Annotated in this window: 7 protein-coding genes; all 7 read left to right on the forward strand. The window is 62.5% G+C overall.

Features of this window, described 5'->3' with window-relative positions; genetic code table 11:
- The first annotated feature begins 37 nt into the window (after positions 1–37).
- The 7 genes from ramB (at position 38) to MYK68_RS18850 (ending at position 15026) form a co-directional block, all read left to right on the forward strand.
- Positions 38–1462: an acetate metabolism transcriptional regulator RamB gene (gene ramB / locus MYK68_RS18820; protein ID WP_247865261.1), complete on the forward strand. Its 1425-nt coding sequence runs from the start codon at positions 38–40 to the stop codon at positions 1460–1462.
- A gap of 304 nt (positions 1463–1766) precedes the next feature.
- Positions 1767–5081: a helicase-related protein gene (locus tag MYK68_RS18825; RefSeq protein ID WP_247865262.1), complete on the forward strand. Its 3315-nt coding sequence runs from the start codon at positions 1767–1769 to the stop codon at positions 5079–5081.
- Position 5082: 1 nt separating this feature from the next.
- The gene (locus MYK68_RS18830) at positions 5083–5760 is read left to right on the forward strand and encodes a DUF4391 domain-containing protein (RefSeq protein WP_247865263.1); all 678 of its coding nucleotides are present in this window, start codon (positions 5083–5085) and stop codon (positions 5758–5760) included.
- A 68-nt stretch (positions 5761–5828) separates the two neighbouring features.
- Complete coding sequence (locus tag MYK68_RS18835; protein WP_247865264.1) at positions 5829–7745, forward strand: site-specific DNA-methyltransferase; 1917 nt, start codon at positions 5829–5831, stop codon at positions 7743–7745.
- Positions 7746–7800: 55 nt separating this feature from the next.
- The gene (locus MYK68_RS18840) at positions 7801–9804 is read left to right on the forward strand and encodes a site-specific DNA-methyltransferase (protein ID WP_247865265.1); all 2004 of its coding nucleotides are present in this window, start codon (positions 7801–7803) and stop codon (positions 9802–9804) included.
- Positions 9805–10114: 310 nt separating this feature from the next.
- Positions 10115–11785 (forward strand): RNA-binding domain-containing protein, encoded by a 1671-nt coding sequence (locus tag MYK68_RS18845; RefSeq protein WP_247865266.1) that lies wholly within the window; start codon positions 10115–10117, stop codon positions 11783–11785.
- A 118-nt stretch (positions 11786–11903) separates the two neighbouring features.
- The gene (locus MYK68_RS18850) at positions 11904–15026 is read left to right on the forward strand and encodes a type III restriction-modification system endonuclease (RefSeq protein ID WP_247865267.1); all 3123 of its coding nucleotides are present in this window, start codon (positions 11904–11906) and stop codon (positions 15024–15026) included.
- The last annotated feature ends 149 nt before the right edge of the window (positions 15027–15175 follow it).

The raw sequence follows: 15175 nt of genomic DNA on the forward strand, positions 1-15175 counted from the left end.
TCACGGTACCGATCCGCGACCTGGAACGGTGGAGATGATGAGCAAGACCTACGTGGGCTCACGATTGCGGCAGCTGCGTGCCGAGCGCGGTCTGTCGCAGCAGGCGCTGGCCGCGGCACTGGGGATCTCGGCGTCGTACCTGAATCAGATGGAGCACGACTCCCGGCCGCTCACCGCGTCGGTGCTGGGCCGGATCGGCGAGGTGTTCGGTATCGACATCGGCTTCTTCGATCCGCAGGACGACGTCCGGCTGATCGCCGAGCTTCGCGAGGCCCTGCTCGACGCCGACCTCGGTTCCGATCCGGCCGCCGCCGATCCCGGCGAGATCAGCGCGATGGTCGGCGGCCACCGCGCGATCGCCGCGGCCATGGTCGACATGCATCGGCGGTACCGGCAGGTCACCGAGCAGCTGGCCGCGGTCACCTCGGGCCGCAACGACCCTGGTCTGCGCGGCGCGATCAGCGCCCCGCACGAGGAGGTCCGCAACTTCTTCTCCGCCCGCCGCAACTACATCGACTCCCTCGACCTGGCCGCCGAGGAGCTGACCTCCCGGATGCGCATGCACTCGGTGGACATCCGCACCGGCCTCGCCGACCGGCTCTCCGACGTGCACGGGGTCCGGATCAACCGTCGCGTCGACCTGGGCGACGACGTGCTGCATCGCTTCGATCGCCGCAGCGGACAGCTCGACTTCGCCGCCTCGCTCTCCCTCGGCCAGCGCACCTTCCGGATCGCCGCCGAACTCGGCTATCTGGAGTTCGGCGACCTGATCGACGATCTCGTCGCCGAGGGCGGCTTCACCACCGACGACGCCGTCGCACTGGCCCGGCACGGGCTGGCGAACTACTTCGCCGGCGCCGCGCTCCTGCCGTACGCGCAGTTCCACGGCGTCGCCGAGGACTTCCGGTACGACATCGAGCGGCTGTCGGCGTTCTACTCCGTGTCGTACGAGACCATCTGCCACCGGCTCTCCACCCTGCAGCGGCCGAACCTGCGCGGGGTGCCGTGGACGTTCGTCCGGATCGACCGGGCCGGCAACATGTCCAAACGCCAGTCGGCGACCAGCTTCCACTTCTCGGCCAGCGGCGGCACCTGCCCGCTGTGGAACGTGTACGAGACCTTCGGCTCCCCCGGCAAGATCCTCACCCAGATCACCGAGATGCCCGACGGCCGCGAATACTTCTGGATCTCCCGCACCGTCGACCGGCGCGCGGCGCGATACGGACAGTCGCCGAAGAGTTTCGCGCTCGGCATGGGCTGCGAACTGCGGCACGCGAGCCGGGTGATCTACTCCGACGGCCTCGAACTGGGCCCGCAGGCCCGGGTGACCCCGATCGGCGCGGGCTGTCGTGTGTGCGACCGGGCAGGCTGCGCCCAGCGCGCCTTCCCCCAGTTGGGCGCCACCCTCGCCGTCGACGAGCACCGCAGCACCGTCTCCCCGTACATGAGCGTCGCCGACTGAGACAGCGACCACGCCGCCCGCCCGTGTCGCGGGTCCAGTTGCGTGTCGCCCGTCCGGCACGACCCGCGACACGCAGGACGACCCGCGACACGGAACCCCGCCACCCACACGACGATCGAGCGGAGTCGAGATGCCCACGCCGATCGCACTCCCGGACAAACCCGAGGTTCGGCGCGGACACCCCCGGGCTCGCCGGTATGCTCCGAATCGTGGTGGGGATTCGCGATGGCTTGGCACGGTCTATCCCTGAACTCGCCGAACCGCCGATCCAGCACACTAGGATCCCCTCGCGAGGCGGCAGCTGATGCGGACGATCAACAACACCACGGAGCGTTTTGGCGACGACCTCAAGTCCGAAGTCCGGAGAGGCACACGACTGCGCATCGCGGCGGCCGCGTTCTCGATCTTCGCCTTCGAAGCACTCCGCGAGGAGCTGGAGGAGATCGACGGCCTCCAGTTCGTCTTCACCGCCGCGTCGTTCGATCCCGCCGGAGCCACCGACCGAGTCCGCAAGTCCCGACGAGAGTTCTTCATCCCCGGCGGGCACGCCGAATCGGACCTGTACGGCTCGGAATTCGAGATCCGGCTCCGCAACAAGCTCACGCAACGCGCCGTAGCCCGCGAGTGCGCCGAATGGGTGCGGCGCAAGGTCACGTTCCGATCCAACGCCACCGGCCAGCAGATCCAGCCGATGACACTGGTGGACGACCGCGCCGCCTACCTCTCACCGCAGTCCTTCACGACCTCCGACCTCGGCTACGAACGCGGCAACGCGATGTCGAACTTCATCATGAAGGCCGAGGGCCCGGCCGAGACCAAGCAGTTCCTCGATACGTTCGACCAGATCTGGAACACACCAGGCCAGCTCACCGACGTCACGCAGGCCGTCCACGATCACATCGCCGCGGTCTACGCCGAGAACTCACCCGCCCGGATCTACTTTCTCATCCTCTACAACCTGTTCGCCGAGTTCCTCGACGACGTCTCCGAGGACACACTCCCGAACGATCGCACCGGCTACGAGGACAGCAAGATCTGGTCCAGCCTCTACAACTTCCAGCGCGACGCCGCCACGGGAATCATCAACAAGCTGGAGACCTTCAACGGTTGCATTCTCGCCGACAGCGTCGGCCTCGGAAAGACATTCACGGCACTCGCGGTGATCAAGTACTACGAGCTGCGCAACCGGACAGTCCTCGTCCTGTGTCCCAAGAAACTGGCGGAGAACTGGACCACCTACAACTCGAACTACACCACCAACTTGTTCCACGAGGATCGCCTGAACTACGACGTCCTCGCGCATACCGATCTGTCGCGGACGAGGGGTGAGTCCTTCGGCAAGCAGTTGGACCGGCTGAACTGGGGCAACTACGACCTCGTCGTGATCGACGAGTCACACAACTTCCGCAACGCGGACTACGGGGAGGGCAAGGAGTCCCGCTACCAGCGACTCATGCGGCAGGTGATCAAGGAAGGCGTCAAGACGAAGGTCCTGATGCTGTCGGCGACTCCGGTGAACAACCGCTTCAACGACCTCAAGAATCAGCTGCAGCTCGCCTACGAGGGCGACTCGGACGACCTCAGCGACCATCTGGACCTGTCGAGCAGTGTGGAGACGGTCTTCCGCGATGCGCAGTCCGTCTTCAACACCTGGTCCAAGCTTCCTCCCGAGGAGCGCACCACAGAGCGAATCCTGCGCATGCTCGATTTCGACTTCTTCGAACTGCTCGACGCCGTCACCATCGCGCGCTCTCGCAAGCACATCCAGGCGTTCTACGACACCTCCGCGATCGGAGCATTCCCGCGACGACTGCCACCGCGCGCGATCCGCGAACCGCTCACCGACATCGATACCGCTCCCAGCTTCAACGACATCTTCGATCAGCTCCAAGTGCTGAACCTGGGCGTCTACGCACCGCTCAGCTATGTCTTTCCTTCTCGCCGGCCGAAGTATGAGGACGCATCGAAGGTCACCGCGGGCAATGCTCGCGGAAACCTCGGTCAGGGCGGCCGTGAACAGGGGCTCAAACAGCTGATGACCGTCAATCTGCTGAAGCGTCTCGAATCGAGCGTCGAGGCGTTCCGCATCACCCTCGTTAAGGTAGAACGGACAGTCGACGTCCGGCTGCGGCAGTTGGAGCTGCAGGCGCAAATCGACGACGAAGACCTCATCGACGGCCTCGGCGATCTCGATATCGACGACACCGACGATGCCGGTATCGAGGCCCTCATGGTCGGCGACGTCGCGATCGACCCGTCGGACATCGATGTGGACCGCTACCGCGGCGACCTCTGGCACGACAGGGAGACCCTGCGCGAGCTGATCAGCGCGATGCGGGTCGTCGCCCCGGAGCACGACGTGAAGTTGCAGCGACTCAAGCAGCTCATCGTCGACAAGGTGTCACGCCCGATCAACGACGGCAATCGTAAGATCCTCATTTTCTCCGCCTTCGCCGACACCGCCGCCTACCTCTATCGCGAACTCGCACCCGGGCTGACCGAGGCGGGCCTGAATTCGGGCGTCATCACCGGCGGCCCCACCGGCGCCCGGACCACGGTCGGAAAGGGCTTCGATTTCGGCGAGATCATGGCGATGTTCTCCCCGATCTCAAAACACCGTGCGCAGATCATGCAGGGCACGACCGGCGACATCGACGTCCTGATCGGCACCGATGTGATCAGTGAGGGCCAGAACCTGCAGGACTGCGACACCCTGATCAACTACGACATCCACTGGAACCCGGTGCGGATCATCCAGCGGTTCGGCCGTATCGACCGGATCGGCTCGACCAACGAGGTGATCCAGCTCATCAACTTCTGGCCGGATATCAGCCTCGACGAGTACATCAATCTGAAGGAACGCGTCGAGGGGCGCATGGTCATCGCCGACCTCTCTGGAACCGGCGACGACAACGTCCTCGACCCGGACAGCGCCGAGGCCACGTACCGACGGGAGCAGCTCCGCCGACTGCAAGACGACGTCATCGAACTCGAAGACGTCCGGTCCGGTGTGTCGATCACCGACCTCGGACTCAACGATTTCCGAATGGATCTGCTCGCCTACACGCGACAGTCAGGGGATCTCGCCGGGACTCCCAAGGGCCTGCACGCCGTGGTGCCGGCGAATGAGGCGATCGGGCTGAAGCCCGGCGCACTCTTCGCTCTCCGAAACGTCGCTCTCGACCCGCTGAGGGCGGAGCGAAGCACCACGCCGGCGGAGCGGAGTTCCACGACGGTCGAGCGGAGTCGAGACCACCACAATCGACTGCACCCCTACTATCTCGTGTACGTCGACGACAACGGCCAGGTGATCGCCGACCACACCGAAGCCAAGCGGATTCTTGATCTGCTCCGCGCCGCGTGCACCCCCTACGACGAGCCCGTCACCGATGTGGTCACAGCGTTCAACACCGACACGGCCGAGGGCTCGGAGATGGGCAAGTATTCCGACCTCCTGACCGCGGCGATCGGGTCGATGATCGAGGTCAACACGGAGCGAGACATCGACAGTCTCTTCACTCCCGGCGCGACGACCGCTCTCACCGACACGATCGCCGGCCTCGACGACTTCGAGTTGATCGCGTTCATCGCCATCCTGAAGCGGCCGGGGGTCGAGTAGTTTGACCGACTTGCTGTACCACTGGCCCGGGTCCTCGCACGTCGGTGCCCGCGTGCCCAAGGAGCGCTTCTACGACCGGGGCACGCTCTCCGCGGGGCTGAAGGACCGCTTCGTCTCCCAGGTCGCGCGGATCACCTGGGCATACAAGCTGAGCACAGCGACGATCAACGTGCCGGGGACCGATGAGATCCCGGAGATCGACGTCTTCCGTATCGACACGAAGAACGGTGACCTTGCCGACGGGGTCCTCGCCGCGATCGACAAGGCCATTCCCCGACCACTGATCTTCGAGGTCACTCGCCCTGTTGCCGAGATCGGCAGTGGGCACGGGACGATCCGGATGACGGCAGCGCACAAGCAGGTCGGTCTCGGCGCGGCGAAGCTCAGCGACTATTTCACGACCGGATGGCTGCCCGCAGACCACGATCGAACTGAACTCCCGGCGGCGATCAGCCTCGCGGCGCTGTACGCGGAGCTGATCGAGCCACTGACACCGTTGGAGACCCGTCCCGGCGAAGAACTGTCGGCGGTCGCGGACAGACTTGCCGCCATCAAGCGCCTAGACCGTGAGATCGCGGCGCTGGAACGCCGACTCCGAACCGAGGTCCAGCTCAACCGGAAGGTCGAGATCCGGCGCGACCTGAAGACGAAACAGCAACTTCGAGAGCAGCAGAGGTAAGCCCGATGGACAGACTGTGCACCACTTCCCCCGATCTCACCGGGGCGAACGTCGAGCAGCTGCTCGCGATGTTTCCGAATGCCGCCACCGAGACGCGAGACCCCGACGGCACCGTCCGGCGCGCCATCGACTTCGACCTCCTACGCCAAGAGCTGAGCGACCACGTGGTCGAAGGTCCGCAGGAACGCTTCCATCTCGATTGGCCTGGCAAGCGCGCCGCCGCTTTCGCGGCGAACGCACCCATCGCGAAGACCTTGCGTCCGGTGCGAGAGCAGTCGGTGAACTTCGACACCACCAAGAATCTCGTCATCGAGGGTGACAACCTCGACGCGCTGAAGCTGCTGCAGGAGTCGTACCTGGGTAAGGTCAAGCTGATCTACATTGACCCGCCGTACAACACCGGTGGTGACTTCATCTACGACGACGACTTCGCCGAGTCGGTCGACGTCTACCTCGAACGTAGCGGCCAGAAGGACGACGCTGGCGCCCGCCTCGTGATGAACAGCGACACCAACGGCCGCTACCACTCCGATTGGCTCAGCATGATGTACCCGCGTCTGAAGCTGGCGCGGAACCTCCTGAAGGATGACGGCGCGATCTTCGTCTCGATCGATGACCACGAGTTCGCGAACCTGCGCGCACTGTGCGACGAGGTCTTCGGTGCGCAGAACTTCGTCGCGACGATCATCTGGCAGAAGGTGTTCTCGCCGAAGAACTCAGCCCAGTGGTTCTCCGAGGACCACGACTACATCCTCGTCTACGCCCGCGACAAACAGCACTGGTCTCCGAACCCGCTGCCACGAACCGCCGAGATGGACGCTCGCTACAAGAACCCCGATAGCGATGCCAGGGGCCCGTGGACGTCTTCTGATCTAGCAGCCCGAAACTTCTACGCCGCCGGCACATACCCTGTGACCACTCCATCTGGCCGCCTCATCGATGGCCCGCCACGAGGCTCGTACTGGCGAGTCTCGGAAGCGTCGTTTAAGGCCCTTGACGCAGACAACCGAATCTGGTGGGGGGCGGATGGTGCCAACATGCCCCGACTCAAGCGCTTCCTGTCGGAGGTCTCGACGGGACGTACTCCGCAAACGTTCTGGCCGTACTCCGAGGTCGGTCACACCCAGGACGCGAAGAAGACCTTGCTCCGATATGTGCCGTTCGAGCACACCGAGAACGTCCTCAACTCCGTGAAGCCCGTCCAGTTGATCCGGCGCATCCTGCACCTCGCCACCTCGCCGGACAACGAGGACATCGTCCTCGACTTCTTCTCCGGCAGCGGCAGCACGGCGCACGCCGTGCTCGCGCAGAACGCCGACGACGCCGGGAACCGCCGCTTCATCGCCGTTCAGGTGCATGAGCCGCTGCGTACGCCGGAGCCCGAGTTCGACTCGATCCTCGGTATGAGCATGACGCGTCTCCGGAACGTCGCCGCCGAGATCGGTGAGCAGAGCGAGACCGACGGCCGCGGAGACCTCGGCTACCGGATGACGAAGGTCGACACCAGCAACCTGGCCGACACCCTCCGCCCAGCCGAAGCGCTCGGCCAGCTCGACCTCGGCGCATTGGAGTCGAGCATCAAACCGGGCCGGACAAGTGAGGACCTCCTCTTCCAGGTCCTCCTGGCCGCCGGCCTACCCCTCACCCTGCCCATTCAGATCGAACACCGCGACGGGTTCGACATCTTCAATGTTGAGGACGGAATTCTAGTCATGGCAATACGCAACGATCAACGATCAACGATCAACGATCAACGATCAACGATCAACGATCAACGATCAACGATCAACGATCAACGATCAACGATCAACGATCAACGATCAACGATCAACGATCAACGATCAACGATCAAGTTTACACCAATTTACACGCAAAATCGCGTCGATCTCGCCGCTTCGCGTCGTGTTTCTCGACGCAGACTTCGCGTCCGATGCGGAGCGGATCAATATCGAGCAGATCTTCCGGGAGCTGTCCCCGGCCACTGAGGTTCGCACCCTATGATCATTGCGGCGACCTTGCACTCGCCGTGGCGGGTGCGTAATGGAGAAGCTCAATCTTCACTCCCCCGACCTGACCGCGCGAAATGTCGATAAGATCGGCGAACTGTTCCCGAATGTCATTACCGAATCCCGTGACGCCGACGGCAACATCCATCGAGCAGTGGACTTCGACGCCCTCCGTCAGCAACTCTCGGATCATATTGTTGAGGGGCCACAGGAGCGCTACCAGCTCGATTGGCCCGGAAAGCGCGCGGCCGCCTTCGCCGCGAACGCCCCGATCGCGAAGACCCTCCGCCCGGTACGCGAGGGATCGGTCGATTTCGACACGACCAAGAACATCTTTATCAGGGGCGACAACCTCGAGGCTCTTAAGCTCCTCCAGGAGGCTTACCTCGGGTCCGTCGACGTAATATATATTGATCCGCCGTACAATACCGGTAGCGACAGCTTTCTCTATCCGGACAACTATTTCGAGTCAAATTCCCAATATCTTTCCCGATCTGGCCAAACCGACTCATCAGGGCAACGGCTAGTCTCGAACACAATTGCCAACGGACGATTTCATTCCGACTGGCTTTCGATGATGCTGCCACGACTCAAACTCGCGCGCAACCTACTCGCCGATTCGGGGATAATTGCGATATCAATCGGCGATGACGAGGTTGCACAGTTGCGCGCGGTCTGCGACGAGCTATTCGGAGAAGAGAACAGGATCGCCCAGATTACCGTTGAAATGTCCACCACCCAGGGAATGAAGGTCAGAGCAGCACAAAATGGGGCGATCGTAAAGAACTGCGAGTTCCTCTTGATCTACGCAAGGTCTTCCGCGCACGCATCGGTTCCCAAGACGCCACTGTTCGATCCCATTCAAGGGTGGCCCGGGAATTTCACAACCTGGCTCCACTCAGATCTCACATTCGAACCACTAGCCGACTACCTATCTCACCAACCAGAGCTGACTTGCGAAGCTGACAGAATCCTCGGCGAGGATCGGGTGAAAATTGATGACCTGACAACCCTCTATGCCACATCAACGGTATTCCGCGAGTTCATACACAAACATCTAGAGAACATTGCAGCCTCCGACAAGGGGACTTGGCCAGCAAATATCCCCGAGCCAAACTGGCGAGAAGGACAGGCATACCGCTACGAGATCGCCGGCAAGAATTACATCGTGATGAAAAGCAGCAAGGGGACCGTCCGACAATTCCTCCAGTTGTCAAACAACTTTCGGATCGCCGACGACTACGCGAGGACTTACGGAAGAACAGTGATTCGTGGCGACCTCTGGAGGTCATTCTACTCCGATATGGCACACGTCTCCCTGGAGGGCGATACCCGGTTCGAGAACGGAAAGAAGCCACTGCGTCTCATCGAGAATCTTGTCAAATGGGCAGACAACAGGCAGGACATTCTTATCCTCGACTTCTTTGCAGGCTCCGGATCGACCGGACATGCGGCAATGCGGCTGAATGCAGCCGACAGCGGAGAACGCAGATTTATCCTCATCCAGCTGGATCTTCCACTCGACCTCGAGTCTTCCGCCAACTACACAAATATCAATTCGGTCGCCGATTTGGCAACTGACCGAATTCGCCGGGCGGGACAGAAGATCATCGCAAACAATCCCGGAGTCGACGTAGGATTCCGACTACTGGAGGTCGACACGACAAACCTAACGAACGTCTCACGGGATCCGGAGTCCACCGACCAACTCGATCTCAAGCTGCTTGAATTCAGCATTCGAGCCGGCCGATCCAGTGAGGATCTCCTCTTTCAGGTCCTGCTCAACTGGGGTCTTGAGCTGTCTCTTCCCATCGCCCGCGAGGAGATCGACAGCCGCGAGGTCTTCTCCGTCGATCACGATGCACTCATCGCCTGCTTCGCGGAGACCATCACGTCCGAGGTGGTTCGTGCGATCGCCACCCGCCGGCCGCTCCGCGCCGTCTTCCGAGACGACGCGTTCGAGTCGGATGCCGCGCGCATCAACGCCGAGCAGGTCTTCCGCGAGATGTCGCCGAGCACCGATGTCCGGACCATCTGAGATCGCCCGATATGAACACACCACCCCATAGTGCCCGAGTCGGGCGGAAGGCGGTTCAGCCCACGTCAGTTCGTGCTCCCGATTGTGTAAGGAGTCAAAATTACTTGCACTATGTGTTCACGCCCCCGCGGTCGCGGCGGAGAACATTCAGGTCAGCACCGCCTGCTCATTACGACAGAGGTCGTCACTGCGGGGAATCACGAACGTGGAACCTCCTCGGCGGCGGAGCTGCCTGCCGCGCGACCGAAGCGCCGTCGGCCAAACGGAGTCGCAGATCACGATTGTCGGAGCCATCTGAGATGATCCGTCCATGAATGCCGACGACCTCACCGCGCTCCTCGATCGGCTCATCGCCGATGGGGAGAGCGAGGTGGTCGAGTTCAAACGCGGCCGCGACGGGTTCAGCGCAAACGAGATCGGCAGATACTTCTCGGCGCTCGCCAACGAGGCGAACCTGCGCGCCGCGGATGCGGGATGGCTGGTGTTCGGGGTCGACGACAAGACTCGCAGCGTCGCCGGCACCACCTACGGCGAGTCCGCGAGCCGGCTCAACGCTCTCAAGCTCGAAATCAACCAGAACACCGACCCGCGCGTCTCGTTCCGCGATGTCCACGTACTCGAGAGCGATGCCGGCAGTGCACTGCTCTTCGAGATCCCACCTGCGCCTCGTGGTCTGCCGATCTCGTGGAAGGGCCACCACTGGGCTCGTGCCGGCGAGAGCCTCGTGCCACTCGGCCTTGAGAAGCTCGATGAACTCCGCAACCAGATGATCAGCACCGATTGGACGGCCGCAGTCATCCCCCACGCCACCCTCGATCATCTCGATCCCGGAGCCATCGCCCAGGCGCGCCGCGGCTTCATCGAGCGGTACCCACGACTCGCCGATGAGGCCGTTCGCTGGGACGACGCCACCTTTCTCGAGAAGGTTCGGCTGACACAGGACGGCGGGGTCACGCGGGCGGCCGTGGTCCTCCTCGGAAAGTTCACCTCTGCCCACCTGATCAGCCCGCACATGGCCGAGATGACGTGGAAGCTGACCGGCGAGCAGGAGGCGTTCGAACACTTCAGCCTGCCGTTCCTCGTCAACGCCGACAAGCTCATCAGCCGGATTCGCAACGTCCAGATTCGCTTCAACGACCCTAACCATGCCGTCTACCGGGAGATCTCGAAGTACGACGACGACGGCCTCCACGAGGCCCTCTACAACTGCATTGCCCACCAGGACTACCGCCGGAACGCCCGGATCGTCGTCACCGAACGCCCGGACCGGATCGAGTTCCTCAGCGTCGGAGACTTCGTCGACCGCACTCCCGACGACTACATGCTGGCTGACAAGGTCCCCCGCGAGTACCGCAATCCCCTGCTCGTGGCCGCGATGACCGAACTCAACCTCATCGATCACATGGGCAACGGAATCCATCGCATGGTGAGCCAGCAACGCCAACGGTTTCTCCCACTTCCCGACTACCACCTCGATGAGCCGGGCGAAGTAACGCTGACGGTCTACGGCGCAGTCATCGACAAGGCCTATACCGACCTCCTCATGGTCCGGGACGACCTCCCGCTCGAGGACGTGCTTGCACTCGACCGGGTTCAGAAGTCGCTCCCGATATCCGTCGATGCCGTGAAACGGCTAAGGAAAGCAAACCTCGTGGAAGGCCGCAAGCCCTACCTCACGGTCAGCGCCAGAATTGCCGACCTCACGGGGAGGCGTGCCGAGTACAGCCGAGCACGTGCCCTCGACGACGAACACTATGCCCAGTTGATCATCGACTACCTCGACAAATTCCAGAGCGCGTCACGCCGTGAGATCGACGCACTGCTCTGGGACAAGCTGCCCGATACGTTCAGTGACGGTCGTAAGGACAGCAAGATCCACAACCTTCTCGTGAAGCTCCGCAAGCGTGGCGTGATCCGCAGCGTCGGATCGACGAGAGCCGCGAAATGGCAACTCGATTCAACTCAAAAAACTGAAACTTGAGCACCGACGCGTTCCGTCCACACTCCGATGACCTGGCACTATCCTGGATCGCTCGGATCCAGATGAGCCAGAATTCAACTCAAACAACCCAAACGGACCCCGAACAGGACGACCTCTCGTGAAGCTGCAGTTCAAGACGCAGGAGTACCAGACCAAGGCCGTCGACGCAGTCGTCGACGTGTTCGCCGGTCAGCCCCGCCACGACGGCCTCTTGTACCGGATCGACCCGGGCGTGGCCAGCGGCGGCGGCCAGGAACAGCTCTACACGGCGTCGGGTCTGGCGAACGCCGAGATCCGGCTCAGCAGGCCCCAGCTTCTGGAGAACGTCCACCGGGTCCAAGACTCGCGCAACCTCGACAAGTCGAAGGCCCTCTTCGACTCGAAGGCCGCGCCCGGCGCCCCGAACCTCGACGTCGAGATGGAGACCGGCACCGGCAAGACCTACGTCTACATCAAAACGATCATGGAACTGCACAAGCGTTACGGGTGGAGCAAGTTCATCGTCGTCGTACCGTCGGTCGCGATCCGCGAGGGCGTCAAGAAGACCTTCGACGTGACCGCCGACCACTTCCAGTCGATCTACGGCACCAAGCCGCGCACGTTCATCTACAACTCGTCTCAGCTTCACGAGCTGGAACGCTTCAGCTCCGACGCCGGAGTCCAGGTGATGATCATCAACATCCAGGCGTTCAACGCCGCCGCGAGCGCTGAGCAGAAAGCCAAGGAGGGCAAACGAGCCTCGGCCGAAGCGCGAAAGATCTTCCGGGAGCTCGACGATTTCCAGTCACGACGCCCGATCGACGTCATCAAGGCGAACCGCCCCATCGTCATCATCGACGAGCCGCAGAAGATCAGCGGCGACAAGTCACTCAAGGCGCTCGCCGAGTTCAACGCGCTCATGGTGCTGCGCTACTCCGCCACCCACAAGGTGGAGCACACCAAGGTGCACCGGCTCGACGCCGTCGCTGCCTACAACGCGAAGCTGGTCAAGAAGATCTCGGTTCGCGGCATCACCGTCAAGGGGCTGGCCGGCAGCGCCGCCTACCTGTATCTCGACGCCATCCTGCTGAAGAAGGGCGCGGCGCCCACCGCCCGCGTCGAACTCGAGATCGCATCCAAGACCGGGCAGATCAAGCGGCACACTCGCATCGTCGGGAAGGGCACCAACTTCCACGACCTGAGCAACGGGGTCGAGGCATACAAGCCCGACGGCCAGCCGTTGTTCGTCACGAACATCGATGCCACCCGCGACATCGTCGAGCTGTCGAACGGTGACATCGTCGCGGCCGGCCAGCTTTCAGGCGACCGCGATGTCACCGAGGACTCCAAGCGCCGCATCCAGATCCGCGAGGTGATCAACGCGCATCTGGAGAAGGAACGCGAACTGTTCACGCAGGGTATCAAGGTCCTGTCGCTGTTCTTCATCGACGAGGTGGCCAAGTACCGCGACTACGACCGCGAAGACACGCTCGGTGAGTACGCCCGGGTCTTCGAGGAGGAGTACGTGCTGGCGCGCGACGCGATCCTCGGCGAGCTGGAACTCGACGACGACACCGCCGCGTACATGGCCTACCTGCGTCGTGACGAGGTCAGCGCGATCCATGAGGGCTACTTCTCCATCGACAAGAAGTCGAAGCGGCAGGTCGACGGCAAGATCTCCCGCAGCGGCGACGACAAGGGCCAGTCCACGGACACCGACGCCTACGACCTCATCCTCAAAGACAAGGAACGCCTGCTCTCCTTCGCTGAACCCGTCCGGTTCATCTTCTCCCACTCGGCTCTCCGCGAGGGCTGGGACAACCCGAACGTTTTCGTGATGGGCATGCTGAAGAAGTCCGACAACACCGTGTCGCGCCGTCAGGAGATCGGCCGAGGTCTGCGACTGGCCGTCGACCAGTACGGCGAACGGATGGACAACCCGATCACCGTCCACGAGATCAACGAACTCACCGTCGTGACCGACGAGTCCTACACCGACTTCGTCACCGGCCTGCAGAAGGAGATCGCCGCGACGCTATCCGAGCGGCCACGCAAGGCGTCGGTCGGATTCTTCACCGGCAAGACCATCAAGACCCCTGACGGAGAGTCGAAGGTGGAGGAAGCGGTGGCCGCCGCGCTGTACAAGTACCTCATCAAGAACGACTACCTCAACGACGACGACACCGTCGCAGACGCCTACAAGGAGGCTAAGGAGAACGGCACCCTGGCGAAGCCGGCGTCGGAGCTGCTGATCCCGGTGATCGACTACATGTGGCCGTTGGTCGATGCGCTCTACCTGAATGTTCCGCTTCCCGACGACGCTCGCACCAAGAAGAAGATCCCGCTCAACGAGAAGAACTTCGCCAAGGCCGAGTTCAAGGAACTGTGGAACCGGATCAACCACAGGGCCGTGTACCAGGTCGAGTTCGACTCGAACGAGCTGATCGGCAAGGCCGTCAAGGCTCTCGACAAGGACCTGACCGTCACCGGCCTGCAGTACGTGATCGAGCAGGGGCACCAGCTAGAGGATCTAGACGCCGATCAGGTCGCGCAGGGGACGTCGTTCAAGGTGGACGGTCACCGCCGGGAGACCGAGCAGATCACGGCGAGTTCGTCGGTCAAGTACGACCTGCTCGGCGAGATCACCGAGAAGACCCAGCTCACCCGGCGCACCGTATCGGCGATCCTCCGCGGCGTTCACCCTGGCACCTTCGCGAAGTTCCGGCTCAATCCGGAGCAGTTCATCACCGAGACCGCCCGCATTATCAATGAGGAGAAGGCGACGGTCATCGTCGAGCATCTCACGTACGACGCCCTCGACGACCGCTTCGACTCGGCGATCTTCACCGAGAATCAGTCGTCGCAGGACTTCCGCAAGGCCGGTGAGAAGCTCACCAAGCACGTGTACGACTACGTCGTCACCGACTCTCAGGTGGAACGTGACTTCGTCACCAAGCTCGATACGAGCAAGGAGGTGTCGGTATACGCGAAACTACCGCGCGGATTCTTCATCCCGACCCCGGTCGGCGACTACAACCCCGACTGGGCCATCGCCTTCCACGAGGGGTCGGTCAAGCACATCTACTTCGTCGCGGAGACGAAGGGCACCATGTCGACCCTGGGGATCAAGGGTATCGAGCGCGCCAAGATCGAGTGCGCCACCAAGTTCTTCGACGAGCTCACCAAGAACAACCACGGCGAGGTGATCTACAAGCGGGTCGACGGCTTCGACAAGTTGATGGAGGAAGTCGTCAGAAAATAGCCGACCAGTGGGGGCTGTGGCCTCGATGGGGCTCGACCGGCCCAGGACGCTCGTCGCATGGGCCGTGTCGCGGGTCCAGTTGCGTGTCGCCCGTCCGGCACGACCCTCGACGCGCAGGACGACCCGCGACACGGAACACGAATCCCTAC

It is taken from the genome of Gordonia sp. PP30 (assembly GCF_023100845.1).
Taxonomy (GTDB): Bacteria; Actinomycetota; Actinomycetes; order Mycobacteriales; family Mycobacteriaceae; genus Gordonia.

Coding starts and splice junctions, on each gene's coding strand:
- MYK68_RS18845 (WP_247865266.1), top strand. CDS start 10,115: ATGAATGCCGACGACCTCACCGCGCTCCTCGATCGGCTCATCGCCGAT.
- MYK68_RS18835 (WP_247865264.1), top strand. CDS start 5,829: ATGTTTCCGAATGCCGCCACCGAGACGCGAGACCCCGACGGCACCGTC.
- ramB (WP_247865261.1), top strand. CDS start 38: ATGAGCAAGACCTACGTGGGCTCACGATTGCGGCAGCTGCGTGCCGAG.
- MYK68_RS18840 (WP_247865265.1), top strand. CDS start 7,801: ATGGAGAAGCTCAATCTTCACTCCCCCGACCTGACCGCGCGAAATGTC.
- MYK68_RS18825 (WP_247865262.1), top strand. CDS start 1,767: ATGCGGACGATCAACAACACCACGGAGCGTTTTGGCGACGACCTCAAG.